This is a genomic window from Rhizobacter sp. SG703, assembly GCF_012275445.1.
GTDB lineage: Bacteria > Pseudomonadota > Gammaproteobacteria > Burkholderiales > Burkholderiaceae_C > Rhizobacter.
Genome location: NZ_JAAZQK010000013.1, coordinates 1 through 22,316, shown reverse-complemented (window position 1 = coordinate 22,316; position 22,316 = coordinate 1). Strand labels below are relative to the sequence as shown.

Below are 22,316 nucleotides of genomic sequence, written 5' to 3'. Positions count from 1 at the left end.
GTGAACCACCCCACCGAGCATCCGCACGGCCCGCTGTCGCCCGGCCAGCTGCAGCGCATCGACGCCTGGTGGCGCGCTGCCAACTACCTGTCGGTCGGGCAGATCTACCTGCGCGACAACCCGCTGCTCGACGAGCCGCTGACGCAGGCCCACGTGAAGCCGCGCCTGCTCGGCCACTGGGGCACGACGCCCGGGCTGAACCTGCTGTATGCGCACCTGAACCGCGTGATCGCCGCACACGGGCTCGACATGATCTACGTGATCGGACCCGGCCATGGCGGCCCGGGGCTGGTCGCCAGCGCCTGGCTCGAAGGCTCGTACACCGAGCGCTATCCGGCCGTCACGCAAGACCGCGACGGCATGCGCCGGCTGTTCCGCCAGTTCTCGTGGCCCTACGGCATCCCGAGCCACGTGGCGCCCGAGACGCCCGGCTCGATCCACGAAGGCGGCGAGCTCGGCTACTCGCTTGCCCATGCCTACGGCGCCGCATTCGACAACCCCGGGCTGATCGTCGCCTGCGTGATCGGCGACGGCGAGGCCGAGACCGGGCCGCTGGCCGCGAGCTGGCATTCGAACAAGTTCCTGAGCCCGGCCACCGATGGCGCCGTGCTGCCGATCCTGCACCTGAACGGCTACAAGATCGCGAACCCGACGCTGCTCGCGCGCATCGGGCGCGACGAACTCGAGCAGCTGATGCGCGGCTGCGGCCACGAGCCGCATTTCGTGACCGGCAGCGACCCGGCGCTGGTGCACCAGCAGCTCGCGGCGACGCTCGACCGTGTGGTGGCCGACATCCACGCGATCCAGCAGCGCGCGCGCTCCGGCGGCCCGGTCGAACGCCCGCGCTGGCCGATGATCGTGCTCGACACGCCGAAGGGCTGGACCGGGCCGAAGACCGTCGACGGCCAGCCGGTCGAAGGCACCTGGCGGGCCCACCAGGTGCCGCTGGCCGACGTGAAGACCCCCGAGCACCTCGCGCAGCTCGACGCCTGGCTGCGCAGCTACCGGCCGCACGAGCTGTTCGATGCCGACGGCCGGCTGCGCGACGACCTGGCGTCGCTCGGCCCCACCGGCGCGCGCCGCATGAGCGCGAACCCGCATGCCAACGGCGGCGAACTGCTGCAGCCGCTCGCGATGCCGCCGTTCCGCGAGCATGCGGTGGCGGTGGCGCAGCCCGGCGCGGCGCAGGTCGAATCGACCCGCGTGCTCGGCGGGTTCCTGCGCGAGCTGGTGCGGCTCAACCTCGCGGCCCGCAATTTCCGGCTGTTCGGCCCGGACGAAACCGCGTCGAACCGGCTCGATGCGGTGTACGAGGTCTCCGGCAAGCAATGGCTCGCGCGCATCGACGAGGTCGACCCGAACCTCGGCACCGACGGTCGCGTGATGGAGGTGCTCAGCGAGCACCTGTGCGAGGGCTGGCTCGAGGGCTACCTGCTGACCGGCCGGCACGGCATGTTCTCGTGCTACGAAGCCTTCATCCACATCATCGACTCGATGTTCAACCAGCACGCCAAGTGGTTGAAGTCCTGCCGGCAGATCCCGTGGCGGCAGCCGATCGCGTCGCTGAACTACCTGCTCACCTCGCACGTCTGGCGCCAGGACCACAACGGCTTCTCGCACCAGGACCCGGGCTTCATCGACCATGTCGCGAACAAGAAGTCCGACGTGGTGCGCATCTACCTGCCGCCCGACGCGAACTGCCTGCTGTCGGTGGCCGACCACTGCCTGCGCAGCCGCAACTACGTCAACGTGATCGTCGCCGGCAAGCAGCCGGCCTGGCAATGGCTCGACATCGACGCGGCGCAGCGGCATTGCCGCGCCGGCCTGGGCACCTGGGAGTGGGCCGGCAGCGGCGGCGAGCCGGAGGTGGTGATGGCCTGCGCCGGCGATGTCCCGACGCTGGAGACGCTGGCCGCCGTGACCCTGCTGCGCGACCACGTGCCCGACCTGCGCGTGCGGGTCGTCAACGTCGTCGACCTGTTCGCGCTGCAGCCGCCGCTGGAGCATCCGCACGGCCTGTCCGACGAGGACTTCGACGCGATCTTCACCGCCGACCGGCCGGTGGTGTTCGCCTTCCACGGCTACCCGTCGCTGGTGCACAAGCTGACCTACCGGCGCCGCAACCACGCGAACATCCATGTGCGCGGCTATCTCGAGGAAGGCACGACGACGACGCCGTTCGACATGGTGGTGCTCAACCAGCTCGACCGCTACCAGCTGGCGTTCGACGCGATCCGCCGCGTGCCGCGCCTGGCCGGGCGGGTACCGGCCGAGGCCGAGCGGCTGGCGGCAACGCTGCGCCGGCACCGGGAATGGGTGTGCGAGCACGGCGACGACCTGCCCGAGGTGAAGGAATGGCGCTGGTCGCCGCGCTGACACCTTCGCATCCGCGCACGCGGTTGCGCCTGCGGCGCGAGTGCTGCGGGCGCAGGCTGCCACCATCCCCGCATGACGATCCCCTCGCTTCGCGACGTTCCCGACAGCTTCGACAGCGCGCGCCTGACGATCCGCTGCCCGCGCGCCGGCGAAGGGCCGCTGCTGCATGACGCGGTGGTCGCGTCGCTGGACGCGTTGCGCGAATTCCCGGCCTCGCTGCCGTGGGCCCTGGCCGAGCCGAGCGTCGAGACCTCGGAGCAGTTCTGCCGCGAAGGCCGCGCGCACTACCTGATGCGCTCGATGATGCCGATGCTGCTGTTCCTGAAGGACGGCGGCGCGCTGGTCGGCGCCGGCAGCCTGCATGCGTTCGACTGGGCGGTGCCCAAGTGCGAGATCGGCTACTGGGCGCATTCGGCGTTCACCGGCCGCGGCCTCGTCACCGAGGCGGTGCAGGCGATCACGGAACTCGCCTTCGACACGCTCGGCATGCGCCGCATCGAAGCGCTGCCGGATGCCGGCAACACCGCCAGCTGGCGCGTCTGCGAGCGCGCCGGTTATGCGCTCGAAGGCACGCGCCGCAACGACCGCATCACGCCGGACGGCAGCTTGCGAGACTCAAGGGTCTACGCACGGATTCGCTGAACGACGGCGCTTCCTCGAAGTGGATGCAGCCGCGCTGCACGCAGGCCTGGTACTCGCGCAGCGACACGGTGGCCGCCTCGCGGGCGCCATCGGCCTGCCAGAGCAGCTTGACCCACAGGGCGCCCTCGATGACCCAGCACGCGCCCGGCGGAACCTGCCGCAAGCCCTCGTCGGTGTGCACCTCGAACCCTGCAATGACCATCCCTCTTTTCATCGCGACCTCCGGTAGTGGGTGCCATCCGGGACTCTGCGGTCCCGGCGCGGCTTCACTGTAGAGGGCCGCTCCGGCGCGTCCCGTGGGCGCATGTCCGACGCATTTGTAGGACATCGCCGCGACATGCGCGCAGGCGCGCCGTTTGCCCGTCGCGCGCGCCTGGAATCGCGCAGCGCTGCGCTACGATCCCGCGCGCTTCCGAGCCCCTTCGCATGCCGCCGCGTGCCGTCTCTTCTTTGAATCACAGGATCGCGCCGATGGCCCCGCTTTCGATGAAGTTCGCCCCGGTCCGCAGCGCACGCAGCGGCCTGCCGCTGCCGCCGGGTCCGCTGATCGGCTTCGGCCTGGCGGTGCTGGCGGTCGTGCTGATCGCGTTCTTCTCGTACCGCTCGCTGCAGACCCGCGCCAGCACCGCCGAGCTGGTGACGCACACGATCGAGGTCGGCCAGCAGCTTCAGACGCTGCTGTCGGCGGTGAAGGACGCCGAGACCGGCCAGCGCGGCTTCCTGCTGACCGGCAACGAGCTCTACCTCGACCCGTACACCACCGCGCGCGCGGCGCTGCCGGGCCTGGTGCGCCGGGTTCGCGAACTGACCGTCGACAACCCGCGCCAGACGCAGCGCATCGACACGATCGACCGGCTGACCACCGAGAAGCTGGCCGAACTGGCCGAGACGGTGGAGCTGCGCCGCGCCGGCAACGTCGAGCAGGCGCTCGCGGTGGTGCGCACCGACCGCGGCCGCGCGACGATGAACCGCATCCGCACCCTCGTCGCCGACATGGACGACGAAGAGCGCGGTCTGCTGGCCGGGCGACAGGGCGACTGGCAGGACGCGGTGAACCTGTCGTCCAACATCACCTGGATCGGCTCGGCGCTGCTGCTGTTCCTGATCGCGGTGGCGATGGCGATGAGCTCGCGCGAGCACCTGGCCCGCGAGGCGCGGGCCTGGGTGCGCAGCGGCCAGATGGGGATCGGCGAACGCGTGCAGGGCGAGCACCGGCTCGATGCGCTCGGCGAGCGCGTGCTGTCGTACCTGGCGCAGTACATGGGGGCGCGCGTCGGCGCCCTTTACATCGCCGAGAGCGACGGCCGCTTCCGCCGCTTCGCCGCGCACGGGCTCGACGGCGGCAGCGTGGCCGCCGAGCTGCATCCCGGCGACGGCCTGCTCGGCCAGGTGCTGAAGGACGCCAGGCCGGTGCGCGTGACCGACGTGCCGGCCGGCTACCTGCCGGTGACCTCGTCGCTCGGCCGTGCCGATCCCACCGAGCTGCTGCTGGCGCCGGCGCTGGTCGACGGCGTCGTGCAGGCGGTGGTCGAACTCGGCTTCCTGCACCGCACGCACGAGGCCGAGCAGGAGCTGTTGCTGCGCGTCTCCGAAGCACTCGCCATCGCGGTGCGCACTGCGAAGGACCGCACGCGCCTCGAGGAGCTGCTCGAGGAGACGCAGCGCCAGGCCGAGGAGCTGCAGGCCCAGCAGGAGGAACTGCGGGTCAGCAACGAAGAGCTCGAGGAGCAGGGCCGCGTGCTGAAGGAATCGCAGGCCCAGCTGGAGGCCCAGCATGCCGAGATGGAGCAGACCAATGCGCAGCTCGAGGAGCAGACCCAGCTGCTGGAGCACCAGAAGGACAACCTCGCCGCGGCCCAGGTCGCGCTGACCGAGAAGGCCGGCGAACTGGAGCGCGCCAACCAGTACAAGAGCGAGTTCCTGGCCAACATGAGCCACGAGCTGCGCACGCCGCTGAACTCGACGCTGATCCTCGCGAAGCTGCTGGCCGACAACAAGGCGGGCAACCTGAACGCCGAGCAGGTGAAGTTCGCGCAGACCATCGCCGATGCCGGCAACGACCTGCTGGCGCTGATCAACGACATCCTCGACCTGTCGAAGATCGAGGCCGGCAAGGTCGAGGTGCAGATCGAGCCGGTGCTGGTCAGCCGCATCGTCGAATCGCTGAACGCGAACTTCCAGCCGGCGGCGCAGCAGAAAGGTATCGCGTTCAGCACCGCGATCGAGCCGGGCACGCCGCAGCGCATCGAATCCGACGCCCAGCGCGTCGGGCAGATCATGAACAACCTGCTGTCGAATGCGCTGAAGTTCACCGCGGCCGGCGAGGTCTCGGTGCAGGTCGCGCCCGATGGCGACGGCATGCTGTCGTTCGCGGTGCGCGACAGCGGCATCGGCATCGCCGAGCACCAGCAGGAGATCATCTTCGAGGCCTTCCGCCAGGCCGACGGCAGCACGCACCGCAAGTACGGCGGCACCGGGCTCGGGCTGTCGATCTCGCGCGACCTGGCGCGGCTGCTGGGCGGCGACATCACGGTGCGCAGCACGCCGGGCGAGGGCAGCGTGTTCACGCTGACGCTGCCGGTGGCGCGGGCCGAAGGCGCCGCGGCCACGCAGCCGCCCGCGGCGCCCGGGGCCGAACCGGCGGCGGCCGCCCACCCGACCGGCCCGCAGCGCGGCATGCAGCACGACATGCAGCATGAGATGCCGCCCCCGCCGAAGACGCTGCAGCCGCGCGTGCTCGACGACGACCGCGAGCAGCTGGCGCCCGGCAAGCGGCTGATCCTGGTCGTCGAGGACGACATGCGCTTCGCGGCGATCCTGCGCGACCTGATCCACGAGGCCGGCTTCCAGTGCCTGCTCGCACACACCGCCGGCGACGGCATCCGCGCGGCGCTCGACTTCAAGCCGAGCGCGATCCTGCTCGACATGAACCTGCCCGACCACTCCGGCCTCGGCGTGCTCGACCAGCTGAAGCGCAGCCCGCAGACGCGGCACGTTCCGGTGCACGTGATCTCGGTGGCCGACTACAGCCAGGAGGCCCTGCAGCGCGGCGCGATCGGCTATGCGCTGAAGCCGGTCAAGCGCGAGCAGCTGGTCGAGGCGCTGCGGCGGCTCGAGGCCAAGTTCATGCAGAGCGTGCGCCGCGTGCTGGTGGTGGAAGACGATGCGCGCCAGCGCGAGAGCATCCGCCACCTGCTCGGCACCGACGACGTGCAGATCACCGACGTGGCGAACGCCGGCGAGGCGCTGGCCGCGCTGCAGTCGACCACCTTCGATTGCATGGTGATGGACCTGAACCTGCCCGACCTGAGCGGCTACGAGCTGCTCGAGAAGATGTCCGGCCAGGACGACGTGGCCTTCCCGCCGGTGATCGTCTACACCGGCCGCTCGCTGACGCGCGACGAGGAGCAGGGCCTGCGCCGCTTCTCGCGCTCGATCATCGTGAAGGACGCGCGCTCGCCGGAGCGGCTGCTCGACGAGGTGACGCTGTTCCTGCACCAGGTCGAATCGCACCTGCCGGCCGAGAGCCAGCGCATGCTGAAGGCGGCGCGCGACCGCGACGCGACGCTCGAAGGCCGGCGCATCCTGGTGGTCGAGGACGACGTGCGCAACATCTTCGCGCTGTCCAGCGTTCTCGAACCGAAGGGCGTCAAGATCGAGATCGCGCGCAACGGGCGCGAGGCGCTGGAGGTGCTGGCCCGCCTCGGGGTCGGGCCGGGCCTGGTCGACCTGGTGCTGATGGACATCATGATGCCGGAGATGGACGGTTTCACCGCGATGCGCGAGATCCGCAAGCGCGGCGACTGGCGGAAGCTGCCGATCATCGCGCTGACCGCCAAGGCGATGAAGGACGACCAGGAGAAGTGCCTGGCCGCCGGCGCCAACGACTACATCGCGAAGCCGCTCGACGTCGAGAAGCTGCTGTCGCTGGTGCGCGTGTGGATGCCCAAATGAAGACGCTGCCCGAGGCCCGCGAAGCCCGCCAGGCACCCGAGCCGCAGCCGGCGTCCGCGGCGTCGGGCGTCGACATCGAGCTGCGCCTGCTGATCGACGCGATCTACCTGAAGTACCACTACGACTTCCGCGGCTACGCCGGCGCGTCGCTGAAGCGGCGCCTGGGCAGCGCGATGACGCGCTTCGGCTGCCGCACGCTGAGCCAGCTGCAGGACAAGGTGCTGCACGAGCCGTCGACCTTCCCGGCGCTGCTCGACTACCTGACGGTGCAGGTCAGCGAGATGTTCCGCGACCCGGCGTACTTCAAGTCGCTGCGCGACCAGGTGGTGCCGCTGCTGCGCACCTGGCCTTCGCTGAAGGTCTGGGTGGCCGGCTGCAGCGCCGGCGAAGAGGTGTATTCGCTCGCGATCCTGCTGCGCGAGGAAGGCCTGCTGGAGCGCACGCTGATCTACGCGACCGACATCAACGCGCATGCGCTGCAGCGCGCCGAGGCCGGCGTCTACGAGCTCGACCGCATCGCCGGCTTCTCCGACAACCACCGGCGCAGCGGGGGGCACGGTTCGCTGTCGGATTTCTACACCGCGGCCTACGGGCGCGCGGTGTTCGACAAGTCGCTGAAGAAGCACATCGTGTTCTCCGACCACAGCCTGGCCACCGACAGCGTGTTCGCCGAGGTGCAGCTCGTCTCGTGCCGCAACGTGCTGATCTACTTCAACCGCGAACTGCAGGACCGCGCGCTCGGGCTGTTCCGCGAGGCGCTGTGCAGCCAGGGTTTCCTCGGGCTCGGCTCGAAGGAGTCGCTGCGCTTTTCCAGCCATGCCGACGCGTTCGGCGAGCTGGTGCGCGACGACCGGATCTTCCAGAAGCGGGGGGAGGCATGAGCGGCAGCGTGACGGCCATCGGTCGCCCGATCGACGCGGTGGTCATCGGCACCTCGGCCGGCGGCGTCGAGGCACTGATGACGCTGCTGCCGGCGCTGCCCGCCGCGCTGAGGGCCGCGGTGCTGGTGGTGATCCACCTGCCGCGCGAGCGGCCGAGCCTGCTGGTCGAGATCTTCGCGCCGCGCTGCGTGCGCCCGGTGCGCGAGGCGCAGGACAAGGAGGCGGTCGAGCCCGGCTGCGTGTACTTCGCGCCGCCCGACTACCACCTGCTGGTGGACGACGGGCCGCGGTTGGCGCTGTCGGTCGATCCGCTGGTGAACTTTTCGCGGCCGTCGATCGACGTGCTGTTCGAATCGGCGGCCGACGTGTACGGTCCGCGGCTGCTGGGCATGGTGCTCACCGGCGGCAACCAGGACGGTGCCGCCGGGCTGGTCTCGGTGGCGCGGCGCGGCGGGTTGACGGCGGTGCAGCAGCCCGACACGGCCCTGGTGTCGTGGATGCCGGCATCGGCGCTGAAGGCGGTGACCCCCGATCATCTGTTGCCGCTGGACGGCCTGGCCGCGCTGTTGCGCGGGTTGTGAAGAAAGGATGCAACGCATGCTTGCACCGGTGAAATGCCTGCTGGTCGACGACCTGGAGGAGAACCTGCTGGCGCTGTCGGCGCTGTTGCGCGGCGAAGGCGTCGAGCTGCTGCAGGCGCGCTCGGGCGCGCAGGCGCTGGAACTGCTGCTGGTGCACGACGTGGCGCTGGCGCTGCTCGACGTGCAGATGCCCGAGATGGACGGCTTCCAGCTGGCCGAGCTGATGCGCGGCAGCGAACGCACGCGCCATGTGCCGATCATCTTCGTGACGGCCGGCGGGCGCGACCAGCAGCGCATCTTCAAGGGCTACGAGAGCGGGGCGGTCGATTTCCTGTTCAAGCCGATCGAGGCGCACATCCTGCGCAACAAGGCCGAGGTGTTCTTCCAGCTGTACCGGCAGAAGCAGCAGCTGGCGCACGAGCTGCGAGAGCGCACCGAGACGCTGCGCCTGAACGAGATGTTCGTCGCGATGCTCGGCCACGACCTGCGCAACCCGTTGAACGCGATCATGACCTCGGCCACGCTGCTGCAGCGGCGCGCGCCCGACGACGTCACCGGCAAGACCGCCGGGCGCATCCTGCAGGGCGGGCGGCGCATGAGCGCGATGATCGAGAACATGCTCGACCTGGCGCGCGGCCGGCTGGCCGGCGGCATCGCGGTGCAGCGCGAGCCGGCCGACCTGGGGCCGATCGTCGAGCGGGTGCTGCAGGAGCTGCAGGCCGCGTTGCCCGAGGCGCGAATCGTCACCCGGCGCAGCGGCGACCTGACGGGCGAGTGGGATGCCGAGCGGCTGTCGCAGGTGGTCGCGAACCTGGTCGGCAATGCGCTGCAGCACGGCGAGCCGGGCGAGGCGGTCGACCTGGTGCTCGACGGCGACGACCCGGCGCAGCTGACGCTGGTGGTCGCGAACGCAGGCTGCATCGCACCGGAGCTGCTGCCGTCGCTGTTCGACCCGTTCCGCGGCGGCGAACGCCCGCGCGGGCGCAGCGAAGGGCTGGGCCTGGGGCTCTACATCGTGCAGCAGATCGTGCTGGCGCACGGCGGGCGGGTCGACGTGGAGCCGTGCGGCGACAGCAACCGCACGGTGTTCACGGTGGTGCTGCCGCGCCGGATTGCGGACGGAGGAACTCTCCGCTCCCGTTCGTCCTGAGCTTGCCGAAGGGCTTGCTCGCAGGGGGGCAGGGCTTCGACAGGCTCAGCCCGAACGGGTGCATCCTCCCCCGTTCGCCCTGAGCTTGTCGAAGGGCTTGCTCGCAGGGAGGCAGGGCTTCGACAGGCTCAGCCCGCACGGGTGCATCCCCCCTTTCGCCCTGAGCTTGTCGAAGGGCCTGTTCGCAGGGAGCCAAGGCCACGACGGGCTCAGCCCGAACGGGTGTGTCGCCTCCGCCCGGACCTTGTCGAAGGGGCGGTCACGCGACCAGCGTCGCCTCGAGCGAGATGTCCGCCTTCAGCAGCTTCGACACCGGGCAGCCGGCCTTCGCCTTCGCGGCCAGTTCCTGGAAGGTCGCGTTGTCGGCGCCCGGCACCTGGGCGGTCAGCGTCAGATGGACCGCGCTGATCGCGAAGCCGCCTTCGACCTGCTCCAGCGTGACCTTCGCGGTGGTGTCCATCTTCTCGGCCCGCAGCTTGGCTTCACCGAGGATCAGCGACAAGGCCATCGTGAAGCAGGCCGCATGCGCCGCGCCCAGCAGCTCTTCGGGGTTGCTGCCCGGCATGCCCTCGAAGCGGCTGGCGAAGCCGTAGGGGTAGTCCTTCAGCGCGCCGCTCTCGGTCGAGATCGAGCCCTTGCCGTCCTTGATGCCGCCCGACCACTGGGCCGAACCTTTGCGGTTGATCTTCATGCGCGCGCTCCTGGTTGTGGAGCACGCAGCGTAGCGCGGCGAGGCATGCCCCCGCCAGCGTCGCGGGGACGACCCTCAGGTCAGTAATGCAGCCAGGCCGCGACACCGAGCGTGAGGCCGAGCGCGCTGAGCCCGTACACCGCGTACTCCGTCCAGCGCCGCTTGGTCAGCAGCGCGATCGCCGCCATCGCGATCGAGATCGACAGCGCGGTGGTCGCCTGCGCCCAGCGGTGGTGCTGGTGCATCTGCTCTTCGCTCTGCTTGTCGAACGCGGTCGATTCGTCTTCGAGCTTCTTCGCGGCCGTCATGATCTCGGCCTTCTCGGTCTTGTAGCGCTTGATCTCTTCGGTGTAGAACGCGCGCCGGCCTTCGGGCGCCAGCTCGACCGCCAGCTCGGCCAGGTTCTGCTTGCTGCTCTTGGCCTGGTAGTAGTTCCACTGGTTCGACGCTTCGGTCTTCTTGATCGCGGCGTCGTTCTTGAACAGCCCGGCATTGGCCTGCGTCGCGCCGCCCATGTACGAGAAGATCGCGCCGACCGTCGCGAGGATCGCGGTGATCACCGCCAGCTGGCCGGCGTGGCCGTCGGGGTTGTGCTGGGCGGCGTGCTCCAGCTCGTGGTCGTGCGGGCCGTGGACGTGGAAACCGTGTTCGGACATGGGGTCCTCCTCGTTGTTGTGGAAACTTCGGTTGAAACTGCGCTGATCAGGCTTGGCGCCTGTAGATGACCCAGCGGTAGCGGATGCCATCCGGGCTGGTCTGGAACTCGCCGGGCTCCGCGCTGAATTGCGAGCGATCCCAGGCGGGGAAGAACACGTCGGCCTCGAACTCGGCATCGAGCTCGGTGATCACCAGCTCGTCGACCAGCGGCAGCGCCTCGCGGTAGATCTCGGCGCCGCCGATCACGAAGGCCTTCGGCACCTCGCCGGCCAGCGCGACGGCCTCGGCCAGCGAGCCGGCGCGCTCGGCGCCGTCGGCGTGCCAGTCCGGCTGGCGGGTGATCACGATGTTGCGCCGCCCCGGCAGCGGCCGGCCGATCGAATCCCAGGTCTTGCGGCCCATCAGCACCGGCGCGCCGAGCGTGGTCCGCTTGAAGAACTTCAGGTCTTCGGAGATGTGGCAGAGCAGGGCGTTGCCCTTGCCGATGGCGCCATTGCGGGCCACGGCGGCGATCAGGCTGATCAGCGGTCGGGAGCGTGTCATGGGCAGGATTGTCGCCTCGGGCGAGGCCGGGTTTCGTGTCAGCCGGGCATGGCGGCATCCCGTCCGTTCGTCAGGTGCTGCTGCATCAGCTGCTGCACCTTCGCGCCGTCGCGCGCCTTCAGCGCGGCCATGATCCGGCGGTGCTCCTTCAGCGAGGCGTCGAGCCGGCCCTGCTTGAACAGCGAGTGGTGGCGGTTCAGCTTCATCACCTTGCGCAGGTCGGTCACCAGCTGGTGGCGCCAGCGGTTGTCGGCGATCTCCAGCAGCCGCATGTGGAACTGCTCGTTCGCACGGAAGAACGCGTCGCGGTCGGCCACGCTGTCTTCGAGCGCCTGGTGCAGCGCCTGCAGCTCGGCCAGCTGCGCGTCGCTCGCCAGCCGGGCGGCGGCCGCGGCGGCATCGCTCTCGAGCAGCGCCAGCAGGTGGAACACCTCGGCGAGGTCGCGCTCGGAGACCTCGGTGACGTAGGCGCCACGGCGCAGCTTCATCGTCACCAGCCCTTCGGCGGCCAGCACCTTCAGCGCCTCGCGCAGCGGCGTGCGGCTGATGCCGTACTCCGCCGTCAGGGCTTGCTCGTCGATCCAGCTGCCGGGCGCCAGCGTGTGCGCCATGATGCGCGCACGCAGGCGCTCGGCGACCTGCACATAGAGCGCCTGGGTGGCCGGCAGCGTCGCAGGGCCGGCGAGGGAGGCCGCCTTCGCGGTGGAAACCTTGGACATATAATTCAATTTTGAATTATGGACGACGCCTGCCGGGTCGTCCAGCGGAGCAGGCCCATGTCCGACCCGAAGATGTCTGGCGACCCAGACGGCGCGTTGTTGAATTCCGATGCCCTGCCGGCATGGCAGAAGGCGGCCGCGAAATCCGCGCCGGGCGGGCAGGTCGACGCGCTCGACTGGGTGACGCCCGAGGGCATCCGCGTGAAGCCGCTCTACACCGCCGCCGACACCCGCGAACTGCCCTACACCGACACGCTGCCCGGCTTCGCGCCGTTCGTGCGCGGCCCGCAGGCGACGATGTACGCGGTGCGGCCGTGGACGATCCGCCAGTACGCCGGCTTCTCGACCGCCGAGGCGTCGAACGCGTTCTACCGCAAGGCGCTCGACGCCGGCGCGCAGGGCGTCAGCGTCGCGTTCGACCTGGCCACCCACCGCGGCTACGACAGCGACCACCCGCGCGTGACCGGCGACGTCGGCAAGGCCGGCGTCGCGATCGACAGCGTCGAGGACATGAAGATCCTGTTCGACGGCATCCCGCTCGACAAGGTGTCGGTGTCGATGACGATGAACGGCGCGGTGCTGCCGGTGCTGGCCGGCTACGTGGTGGCGGCCGAGGAGCAGGGCGTGCCGCAGGCGCAGCTGAGCGGGACCATCCAGAACGACATCCTCAAGGAGTTCATGGTCCGCAACACCTACATCTTCCCGCCCGAGCCGAGCATGCGGGTGATCGGCGACATCATCGCGTACACCGCGAAGCAGATGCCGAAGTTCAACTCGATCAGCATCAGCGGCTACCACATGCAGGAGGCCGGCGCGAACCAGGCGCTGGAGCTGGCCTTCACGCTGGCCGACGGCAAGGAGTACGTGAAGACGGCGCTGGCCAAGGGGCTGGACGTGGACGAGTTCGCCGGCCGCCTGAGCTTCTTCTGGGCGATCGGGATGAACTTCTACCTCGAGGTGGCCAAGATGCGCGCGGCGCGGCTGCTGTGGTGGCGGATCATGAGCGGCTTCGGCGCGAAGAACCCGAAGAGCCTGATGCTGCGCACGCACTGCCAGACCTCGGGCTGGAGCCTGACCGAGCAGGACCCGTACAACAACGTGGTGCGCACGACGGTCGAGGCGATGGCGGCGGTGTTCGGCGGCACGCAGAGCCTGCACACCAACGCGCTCGACGAGGCGATCGCGCTGCCGACCGACTTCAGCGCCCGCATCGCGCGCAACACGCAGCTGATCATCCAGGAAGAGACGCACATCACCAGCGTGGTCGACCCGTGGGCCGGCAGCTACATGATGGAGAAGCTGACGCAGGACATGGCCGATGCCGCGTGGAAGCTGATCGAGGAGGTCGACGCGATGGGCGGCATGGTGAAGGCCGTCGACAGCGGCTGGGCCAAGCTGAAGATCGAGGCGAGCGCGGCCGAGAAGCAGGCGCGCATCGATTCGGGCAGGGACGTGATCGTCGGCGTCAACAAGTACAAGCTGAAGCAGGAAGACCTGATCGAGATCCTCGACATCGACAACCATGCGGTGCGCGAGAACCAGCTGAAGCGGCTGGCGCAGGTGCGTGCGTCGCGCGATGCGGCGGCCGTGCAAGCGGCGCTGAACGCGCTGACGGCCTGCGCCGAGGGCGGCGAGGGCAACCTGCTGGCGCTGTCGATCGACGCGGTGCGCGCGCGCGCGACGGTGGGCGAGGTCAGCGATGCGCTGGAGAAGGTGTGGGGGCGCCATCGCGCCGATACGCAGAAGGTGACCGGTGTGTATGCAGCCGCTTACGACAGTGCCGAGGGCTGGGCGAAGCTCCAGCAGGAGATCGCCGAGTTCGCGCAGGAACAGGGCCGGCGCCCGCGGGTGATGATCGCCAAGCTCGGGCAGGACGGGCACGACCGCGGCGCGAAGGTGGTGGCCACCGCGTTCGCCGACCTGGGCTTCGACGTGGACATGGGACCGCTGTTCCAGACCGCCGAAGAGTGCGCGCGGCAGGCGATCGAGAACGACGTGCACGCGGTCGGCGTCAGCACGCTGGCGGCCGGCCACAAGACGCTGGTGCCGGCGATCATCGAATCGCTGAAGGCGCAGGGCGCCGACGACATCATCGTGTTCGTCGGCGGCGTGATCCCGCGCCAGGACTACGATTTCCTGTATGCGGCCGGCGTGAAGGGCATCTACGGGCCGGGCACGCCGATCCCGGCGAGCGCGAAGGACGTGCTGGAGCAGATCCGCAAGGCGTTGGCGGGCTGAGCGGACGGACGACCGCGTGAAGCCGTTCTTCGTCTACATGCTGCGCTGTGCGGATGGCAGCTTCTACGTGGGGCACACCGACGAGCTGGAGCGCCGGGTGGCGCAGCACACGGCCGGGGAGATTCCTGGGTACACGCATGAGCGACGACCGGTGCAGCTGGTGTGGGCGCAGGAAACCGCGACACGCGAAGAGGCGCTGGCCGGGGAGCTTCGGGTGAAGGGGTGGAGCCGGGCGAAGAAGCAGGCGCTGGTCGCGGGGGATTGGGACAAGGTCTCTGCGTTGGCGCGTTCGCGACAGGCCGCTCCGCCCCCCGTTCGCCCTGAGCTTGTCGAAGGGCCTGCGCGCATGGCACCAGGGCTTCGACAAGCTCAGCCCGAACGGGACGAGGGCCTGGCTCCACTGGCCCGTGCTGAATCCACTCGCCCCCCCGTTCGCCCTGAGCCTGTCGAAGGGCCTGCGCGCACGGCACCCGGGCTTCGACAAGCTCAGCCCGAACGGGGCGGGGTGGCCGACGAACTTCTCGAAGGCGTCCTTGCCCGCCAGCGCCGGGCCGTCGCCAAGACCATCACGCTGCTCGAATCCACCCGCCCCGACCACCGCGTGCGGGCCGACGCGCTGCTCGATGCGCTGCTGCCCCACACCGGTCGATCGCTGCGCCTGGGGATCTCCGGCGTGCCCGGCGTCGGCAAGTCCACCTTCATCGAAGCCTTCGGCCTGCACCTGATCGCCCAGGGGCATCGCGTCGCGGTGCTGACCGTCGACCCGTCGTCCACCGTGTCCGGCGGCTCCATCCTCGGCGACAAGACGCGCATGGAGCAGTTGTCCGTCAACGACGCCGCCTACATCCGCCCGAGCCCGTCGTCCGGCACGCTCGGCGGCGTGGCCGAGAAGACCCGCGAGGCGATGCTGGTCTGCGAGGCCGCCGGCCACGACGTGGTGCTGGTCGAGACCGTCGGCGTCGGCCAGAGCGAAACCGCGGTCGCCCGCATGACCGACATGTTCGTGCTGCTGCAGCTGCCCAATGCCGGCGACGACCTGCAGGCGATCAAGAAGGGCGTGATGGAACTCGCCGACCTGGTCGTCATCAACAAGGCCGACCTCGACCCGGTGGCCGCGACCCGCGCCGAAGCGCAGATCACCAGCGCGCTGCGCGTCTTCAGCTTCCACGGCCGCCCCGACCATGTGCCGCCGGCACGCGTGATGCAGATCAGCGCGCTCAAGTCGCAGGGCATCGGCGAGTTCTGGCAGCGCGTTCAGCAGTTCGCCGCCGAACGCCGCGCGAGCGGCGAGTTCGAGCGCCGCCGCCAGCGCCAGGCCGAGGCCTGGATGTGGGACCTGATCCACGCCCGGCTGCACGCCGACTTCAAGCACCATCCGCGCGTGCACGCCGCACTCGCCGGCGTCACGCAGGACGTCGCGGCCGCACGCATCGCCCCCTCATCGGCCGCGCACACGCTGCTGCGCCTCTTTGCATCCGACGTACCACCCGGAGTGAGCTGACATGCACGACATCCTCGAACAACTCGAAGCCAAGCGCGCGCTCGCGCGACTGGGCGGCGGCGAAAAACGCATCGCGGCCCAGCACGGCAAGGGCAAGCTGACCGCACGCGAACGCATCGAACTGCTGCTCGACGAAGGCACCTTCGAGGAGTGGGACATGTTCGTCGAGCACCGCTGCCACGACTTCGGCATGGCCGACAACAAGGTCCCGGGCGATGGCGTCGTCACCGGCTACGGCATGATCAACGGCCGCCTGGTGTTCGTGTTCAGCCAGGACTTCACCGTGTTCGGCGGCGCGCTCAGCGAAGCGCACGCCGAGAAGATCTGCAAGGTGATGGACCAGGCGATGAAGGTCGGTGCGCCGGTGATCGGGCTGAACGATTCGGGCGGCGCGCGCATCCAGGAGGGCGTGGCCTCGCTCGGCGGCTATGCCGAGGTGTTCCAGCGCAACGTGATGGCCTCGGGCGTGGTGCCGCAGATCAGCATGATCATGGGGCCGTGTGCCGGCGGCGCTGTCTACTCGCCGGCGATGACCGACTTCATCTTCATGGTGAAGGACAGCTCGTACATGTTCGTCACCGGCCCCGAGGTCGTGAAGACCGTGACGCATGAAGAGGTGACGGCCGAGGAGCTCGGCGGCGCGGCCACGCACACCAGCCGCAGCGGCGTGGCCGACCTGGCGTTCGAGAACGACGTGGACGCGCTGGCGATGCTGCGCCGGCTCTACAACTACCTGCCGCTGAACAACCGCGAGAAGGCGCCGGTGCGGCCGAGCAACGATCCGGCCGAGCGCATCGACCTGTCGCTCGACACGCTGGTGCCCGACAACCCGAACAAGCCCTACGACATGAAGGAGCTGATCGTGAAGACCGCCGACGACGGCGACTTCTTCGAGCTGCAGCCGGAATACGCGAAGAACATCATCATCGGCTTCTGCCGCATGGAGGGCCAGACGGTCGGCGTGGTCGCGAACCAGCCGCTGGTGCTGGCCGGCTGCCTCGACATCAAGAGCAGCATCAAGGCGGCGCGCTTCGTGCGCTTCTGCGATGCGTTCAACATCCCGGTCGTCACCTTCGTCGACGTGCCCGGGTTCATGCCGGGCACGAGCCAGGAGTACGGCGGCATCATCAAGCACGGCGCCAAGCTGCTGTATGCGTATGCCGAGTGCACGGTGCCGAAGATCACGGTGATCACGCGCAAGGCCTACGGCGGCGCCTACGACGTGATGAGCTCCAAGCACCTGCGCGGCGACGTGAACTTCGCGTGGCCGAACGCCGAGATCGCGGTGATGGGCGCGAAGGGCGCGGTCGAGATCATCTTCCGCGACGAGAAGAGCGACCCGGCGAAGCTGGCCGCGCGCGAGGCCGAGTACAAGGCCAAGTTCGCGAACCCGTTCGTGGCCGGCGCGCGCGGCTTCATCGACGACGTGATCCAGCCCCACGAGACGCGCCGGCGCATCTGCCGCTCGCTGGTGATGCTGAGGAACAAAAAAGTCGAGAACCCGTGGCGCAAGCACGGCAACATTCCTCTGTGAAGGGCGCCACGATGTTCACCAAGATCCTGATCGCCAACCGCGGCGAAATCGCCTGCCGCGTGATCCACACCGCGAAGAAGATGGGCATCCAGACGGTTGCCGTCTATTCCGATGCCGACCGCGATGCGCGCCATGTCGAGCTCGCCGACGAGGCGGTGCACATCGGTCCGGCCGCATCGCGCGAGTCCTACCTGGTGATGGACAAGATCATCGCGGCCTGCAAGCAGACCGGCGCGCAGGCGGTGCACCCGGGCTACGGCTTCCTCAGCGAGAACGAGGAGTTCGCGCGCCGCGTCGAGGAGGAAGGCATCGTCTTCATCGGGCCCAAGCATTCGTCGATCGCGGCGATGGGCGACAAGATCGCATCGAAGAAGCTGGCGGCGGCCGCGAAGGTCAACACCATCCCCGGCCACAACGCGGCCATCGACACCGCGCAGCATGCGGTCGAGATCGCCAAGGGCATCGGCTACCCGGTGATGATCAAGGCGAGCGCCGGCGGCGGCGGCAAGGGCCTGCGCGTCGCGTTCAACGACAAGGAAGCCTTCGAAGGCTTCACCGCGTGCCAGAACGAGGCCCGCAACAGCTTCGGCGACGACCGGGTGTTCATCGAGAAGTTCGTCGAGGAGCCGCGCCACATCGAGATCCAGGTGCTAGGCGATGCGCACGGCAACACGGTGTACCTGTGGGAGCGCGAGTGCTCGATCCAGCGCCGCCACCAGAAGGTGATCGAAGAGGCGCCGAGCCCGTTCCTCGACGAGGCCACCCGCCAGGCGATGGGCGAGCAGGCGGTGGCGCTCGCGAAGGCGGTGGCCTACCAGTCGGCCGGCACGGTGGAGTTCGTGGTCGGCAAGGACAAGCGCTTCTACTTCCTCGAGATGAACACCCGGCTGCAGGTGGAGCATCCGGTGACCGAAGGCATCACCGGGCTCGACCTGGTGGAGCTGATGATCCGCGTCGCGGCCGGCGAGACGCTGCCGTTCACGCAGCGCGAGATCAAGCGCGACGGCTGGGCGATGGAATGCCGCATCAACGCCGAAGATCCGTTCCGCAACTTCCTGCCGTCGACCGGCCGGCTGGTGCGCTACCTGCCCCCGGCGCAGCAGGGCGGCGTGCGGGTCGACACCGGCGTCTACGAGGGCGGCGAGATCCCGATGTTCTACGACTCGATGATCGCGAAGCTGATCGTGCACGGCCGCGACCGCGCCGATGCAATCGCGAAGATGCGCGACGCGCTGAACGGCTTCGCGATCCGCGGCATCAATTCGAACATCCCGTTCCAGGCGGCACTGCTGGCACACCCGAAGTTCGTCGCCGGCGACTTCAACACCGGCTTCATCGCCGAGCATTTCCCGAAGGGCTTCTCGGCCGAGCTGGTGACGCCGGCCGACCCGCTGTTCCTGCGCGCGCTGGCGGCGGTGGCGAACCGGCAGCACCTGGAGCGCGCGGCCGGCATCAGCGGGCAGATGCCGGGGCACGAGTTCCAGGTCGGCGAGGACTTCGTCGTCGTCGTGCCGCTGGGCGAGGGGCGCAGCGAGCGCACCGCGTTGACGGTGCGGCCGCAGGGCGGCGGCTACGAGGTGCGGGTGGGCGAGGCCCGCTACCTGGTCGAGTTCGATTCGAACCTGCGCGACCTGGTGATCCGCGGGCATTGCAACGGCAAGCCCTTCGTCGCACAGATCGAGCGGCTGGGGCTGGCGTATCGGGTCTCGCACGACGGCGCGCAGATCGATGCGCGGGTGTTGTCGCCGCGCGTGGCCGAGTTGCAGAAGCTGATGCCGTTCAAGGCACCGCCCGACCTGTCGAAGTTCCTGCTGTCGCCGATGCCGGGCTTGCTGGTCGATGTGGCGGTGGCGCCGGGGCAGCAGGTGCGCGCCGGCGAGCGGCTCGCGACCATCGAGGCGATGAAGATGGAGAACATCCTGGTGGCGACACAGGACGGCGTGGTCGCGGAGGTGTCGGCCGCCAAGGGCGAGAGCCTGGCGGTCGACCAAGTGATCATCCGGTTCCAGTGAGATGCGGGCAGGGCTTCGACAGGCTCAGCCCGAACGGAAAATCCCGCTCGCCCTGAGCTTGTCGAAGTGCCGTTCACCCAGCACCGTTCGCGCTGAGCCTGTCGAAGCGCAGCGCAACGAGAGGAACTTTCCATGACCCAACGTCCCTTCAAGGTCCTCGGCATCCAGCAGGTCGCGATCGGCGGCCCGAGCAAGGACCGCCTGCGCACCCTCTGGGTCGACAAGCTCGGCCTCGAGGTCACCGGCAACTTCGTCAGCGAACGCGAGAACGTCGATGAAGACATCTGCGCGATGGGCCGCGGCGCGTTCAAGGTCGAGGTCGACCTGATGCAACCGCTCGACCCCGACAGGAAGCCGGCCGTCCACACCACGCCGCTGAACCACATCGGCCTGTGGATCGACGACCTGCCGCGCGCGGTCGAATGGCTCACCGCGAACGGTGTGCGCTTCGCCCCCGGCGGCATCCGCAAGGGCGCCGCCGGCCACGACATCTGCTTCGTGCACCCGAAGCACAACGACGAGTTCCCGGTCGCCGGCGAAGGCGTGCTGATCGAGCTGGTGCAGGCGCCGCCGGAGATCGTCGCGGCGCTCGGCTGACGCGCTCCGTCATGGTTTGTTCATCCGATGTTCATGACGGCCGGCGCACCGGCCGGTCCAATTTCGCGATGACGATGAACACCGATGAACTCCTGGCGGCGGCAGACGTGCTGGTCACGGCCAGCACCCGTTTCGCGGACCTGCCGCTGGCCGACGACGATGCCGCGGCCGGGGCGCTGCACTGCATGCTCGCGGGCCTGATCCTCACCAAGCTGACCCGTCACCTGCTGGCCGGTGCCGAGCCGGTGACGGCGCTGCGCCTGGCGGTGCTGGGCACCGGCGGCGCGACGGCGCCGCAGCGGGCGGCCATCGTGGCCATGCTGGCCCAGTTGATGCGCGACGCCCAGCACTGAGCGGGTCAGCGGTGATGGTCGAAGCCGGATTCGATGCCGGCCGTGCGCGCCGCGGACAGGCGCGCGAAGCGCCTTCGCCGCGTCGCCGCGAGCGCTGCGCCGAAGGGGACGTCTGGACTCCCTCGAATGCGTGGCCGACGGGCGTTCCCACGCCCGCGATCGCTCCTTACATTGCGATTTCTTGACCGCAACGAGGAGTTGATGATGGCGAATCGGCAATGTCGGGATGGAATGGGGCTGGCCGCCGTGGTGGCCGCGTTCTGGCTGATCGGGGCGCCGCTGCCGGCACAGGCCGTCCCGCTGGCGCCGGTGTGGTGCAACGTGGCGGGCCGCGCGCAATCGAACTTTGCGCGCATGAACCTGTCGGAGCAGCAGGCGTTCGCGGCGAGCCGCAGCGACTTCCGCTTCCGGCTGGTGCAGTACGACACCCAGGCCACCGGCCCGACCGTGCCGCCCTCGCTGCCGAATGCCGCGCAGGCCTACCAGCAGTGCATCGACGGCGTCGATTCGCTCGGGCAGCCGGTGCTCGATGCGACCGGTGCCGCCTATGGCGCGGCGAAGCTGCTGTTCGAGGCCACCAGTTCGACCCGCGCCGCCTGGGTCGCCGCGGCGCTCGCGCACCCCGAGATCCAGTTCCTGGTCTACCGCAGCCCCGCGCCGGCCACGCTGTTCCCGCAGAACAATGCCCACTGGTACCTGCCGCAGGAATACCGCGGCTGGTATGCCAAGGGCGTGGTGGCCGGGCTCGCGACACGGTCGAACACCGTCGGGCTGTTGATGAACTTCGATGGGCCGGCGGCCGGGCAGGCCGCGCCGGTGCAGGACGCCACCAATGCGAACGCCTTCCTGCTCGGTGCGCGTTCGGTGAACCCGGACGTCCAGGTGGTGACCGTCGCGAACCAGACCTTCGCCGCCACCGTGCAGCCGCCGAACAACCCGTGGCCGGGCTTCAGCAGTTCCACGCCGTGGGTGATCCCGACCTACCTGAACTGCCGGGCGACCGAACAGACGCCGGCAGGGCTGCTCACCGGCAGGGACATCTTCGACCCGGCGAAGAACCCCGATGCCACCGCCGATCCGGTGACGGGCCGGCTGCGCAACGGCCCGCCGATCGATTGCCTGGCCATCGACAGGCTGATGGCCGCGTATCCCGCGATCGACGTGCTGGCGGGCATCCGGGCCAGCTTCCTGCCGCAGGTCTACACGCTGACGGCCAGCGGCAACCCGAACCCGCCGCTGTTCATCGAGAGCGCGATGAGCAACACGATGGCGGCCGGCGACATCGACGGCTTTCTCGGCGACCCGCGCGTGCTGACCGCGTCGGTGTTCGACTTCCAGGCCTTCCTGCACCAGTCGGCCGACCGCTTCCTCGGCGGGCAGCTGGCGACCGACCCGGTGCAGCAGGTGCTGCCGCAGCGGATCCCGGGCTATTCGCACGGCGTCTCCGGCATCGAGATGGCGCGGCTCAGCGACCGGCTCGATGCGGTCCAGCGCGCGCTCATCAATGCGAACACGGTCACGGTGTTGCTGGGGGTGCACGACCCGCTGTGCGGCGCGCAGGCCATGCAGTACCTGGGTGCCGGCGGCGCCGGCTACACCTTCGATGCCGGCGGCTGCATGGACCCGAACGAGCGCTACACCGGCATCGCGGGGGCGGCCAACGCGGCGCCGCTCGCCCCGCAATTCACCGCGCACCTGCGCTGCATTCCGGTGCCCGCTGCCGACCCGGTCACGCAGTACCCGTGGCGCTGCGCGCCTTGAGCCGCCGCGTCAGAACGCGTGGCGGATGCCCGCGGTGAACTCGGTGATGTCGCGGTCGTCGGCGGTGGTCAGGCCGGCCGGGACGGCGCTGGCCCAGCGGTTGGCGTAGCCGTCGCCTTCGTTCTT

The 22,316-nt window shown here is 69.5% G+C and carries 18 protein-coding genes and 1 pseudogene; 14 read left to right on the top strand and 5 right to left on the bottom strand.

Annotated features, from left to right (window positions below; genetic code table 11):
• Positions 1-2,376, top strand: a complete 2,376-nt coding sequence (locus tag FHT26_RS24440; RefSeq protein WP_349238216.1) for a phosphoketolase family protein — start codon at positions 1-3, stop codon at positions 2,374-2,376.
• Between the two features lie 72 nt (positions 2,377-2,448).
• Positions 2,449-3,018: a GNAT family N-acetyltransferase gene (locus FHT26_RS24435; protein WP_168562703.1), complete on the top strand. Its 570-nt coding sequence runs from the start codon at positions 2,449-2,451 to the stop codon at positions 3,016-3,018.
• Here the strand turns inward: FHT26_RS24435 and FHT26_RS24430 are convergent.
• A complete protein-coding gene (locus FHT26_RS24430) occupies positions 2,966-3,232 on the bottom strand; it encodes a hypothetical protein (RefSeq protein ID WP_168562702.1) in 267 nt (88 codons plus the stop codon). The genes FHT26_RS24435 and FHT26_RS24430 overlap by 53 nt on opposite strands.
• Positions 3,233-3,489: 257 nt before the next feature.
• Here FHT26_RS24430 and FHT26_RS24425 point away from each other — a divergent pair, with 257 nt between their 5' ends.
• Genes FHT26_RS24425 through FHT26_RS24410 form a run of 4 tightly spaced genes read left to right on the top strand, consistent with a single transcriptional unit; the run spans position 3,490 to position 9,584 of the window.
• Complete coding sequence (locus tag FHT26_RS24425) at positions 3,490-6,972, top strand: response regulator (protein ID WP_168562701.1); 3,483 nt, start codon at positions 3,490-3,492, stop codon at positions 6,970-6,972.
• A complete protein-coding gene (locus FHT26_RS24420) occupies positions 6,969-7,853 on the top strand; it encodes a CheR family methyltransferase (protein ID WP_168562700.1) in 885 nt (294 codons plus the stop codon). Before FHT26_RS24425 ends, FHT26_RS24420 begins: the two co-directional genes overlap by 4 nt.
• Positions 7,850-8,434, top strand: a complete 585-nt coding sequence (locus FHT26_RS24415; RefSeq protein ID WP_168562699.1) for a chemotaxis protein CheB — start codon at positions 7,850-7,852, stop codon at positions 8,432-8,434. Before FHT26_RS24420 ends, FHT26_RS24415 begins: the two co-directional genes overlap by 4 nt.
• Before the next feature lie 16 nt (positions 8,435-8,450).
• On the top strand, positions 8,451-9,584 hold the full coding sequence (locus FHT26_RS24410; RefSeq protein WP_168562698.1) for a hybrid sensor histidine kinase/response regulator: 1,134 nt from the start codon (positions 8,451-8,453) through the stop codon (positions 9,582-9,584).
• A gap of 259 nt (positions 9,585-9,843) precedes the next feature.
• Here FHT26_RS24410 and FHT26_RS24405 read toward each other — a convergent pair whose 3' ends face one another.
• From FHT26_RS24405 to FHT26_RS24390, 4 genes are all read right to left on the bottom strand, one after another.
• Positions 9,844-10,269 (bottom strand): OsmC family protein, encoded by a 426-nt coding sequence (locus FHT26_RS24405; protein ID WP_490362810.1) that lies wholly within the window; start codon positions 10,267-10,269, stop codon positions 9,844-9,846.
• 86 nt (positions 10,270-10,355) lie between these two features.
• Positions 10,356-10,931, bottom strand: coding sequence for a DUF4337 domain-containing protein (locus FHT26_RS24400; protein WP_168562696.1), 576 nt, complete (start codon positions 10,929-10,931; stop codon positions 10,356-10,358).
• A gap of 46 nt (positions 10,932-10,977) precedes the next feature.
• Entirely contained in the window at positions 10,978-11,475 is a 498-nt protein-coding gene (locus FHT26_RS24395; RefSeq protein ID WP_168562695.1) for a dihydrofolate reductase, read from the bottom strand.
• Between the two features lie 38 nt (positions 11,476-11,513).
• Complete coding sequence (locus tag FHT26_RS24390) at positions 11,514-12,194, bottom strand: GntR family transcriptional regulator (protein ID WP_168562694.1); 681 nt, start codon at positions 12,192-12,194, stop codon at positions 11,514-11,516.
• 72 nt (positions 12,195-12,266) lie between these two features.
• Here FHT26_RS24390 and scpA point away from each other — a divergent pair, with 72 nt between their 5' ends.
• The 8 genes and pseudogenes from scpA to FHT26_RS24350 all read left to right on the top strand — a co-directional run bounded on the left by scpA (position 12,267) and on the right by FHT26_RS24350 (position 22,190).
• Positions 12,267-14,432 (top strand): methylmalonyl-CoA mutase, encoded by a 2,166-nt coding sequence (scpA, locus tag FHT26_RS24385; RefSeq protein WP_168562845.1) that lies wholly within the window; start codon positions 12,267-12,269, stop codon positions 14,430-14,432.
• Positions 14,433-14,469: 37 nt separating this feature from the next.
• A pseudogene (locus FHT26_RS30640) lies at positions 14,470-14,661 on the top strand (GIY-YIG nuclease family protein); the annotation flags it as partial.
• Positions 14,662-14,937: 276 nt separating this feature from the next.
• Complete coding sequence (gene meaB / locus FHT26_RS24375; protein WP_349238215.1) at positions 14,938-15,933, top strand: methylmalonyl Co-A mutase-associated GTPase MeaB; 996 nt, start codon at positions 14,938-14,940, stop codon at positions 15,931-15,933.
• A gap of 1 nt (position 15,934) precedes the next feature.
• Positions 15,935-17,467: an acyl-CoA carboxylase subunit beta gene (locus FHT26_RS24370; RefSeq protein WP_168562693.1), complete on the top strand. Its 1,533-nt coding sequence runs from the start codon at positions 15,935-15,937 to the stop codon at positions 17,465-17,467.
• A gap of 11 nt (positions 17,468-17,478) precedes the next feature.
• Entirely contained in the window at positions 17,479-19,479 is a 2,001-nt protein-coding gene (gene accC, locus FHT26_RS24365) for an acetyl-CoA carboxylase biotin carboxylase subunit (RefSeq protein WP_168562692.1), read from the top strand.
• 132 nt (positions 19,480-19,611) lie between these two features.
• Positions 19,612-20,076 (top strand): VOC family protein, encoded by a 465-nt coding sequence (locus tag FHT26_RS24360; RefSeq protein ID WP_168562691.1) that lies wholly within the window; start codon positions 19,612-19,614, stop codon positions 20,074-20,076.
• A 68-nt stretch (positions 20,077-20,144) separates the two neighbouring features.
• Positions 20,145-20,429, top strand: coding sequence for a hypothetical protein (locus FHT26_RS24355; RefSeq protein ID WP_168562690.1), 285 nt, complete (start codon positions 20,145-20,147; stop codon positions 20,427-20,429).
• A gap of 204 nt (positions 20,430-20,633) precedes the next feature.
• Positions 20,634-22,190: a type 1 periplasmic-binding domain-containing protein gene (locus FHT26_RS24350; protein ID WP_168562689.1), complete on the top strand. Its 1,557-nt coding sequence runs from the start codon at positions 20,634-20,636 to the stop codon at positions 22,188-22,190.
• Positions 22,191-22,316: the final 126 nt, after the last annotated feature.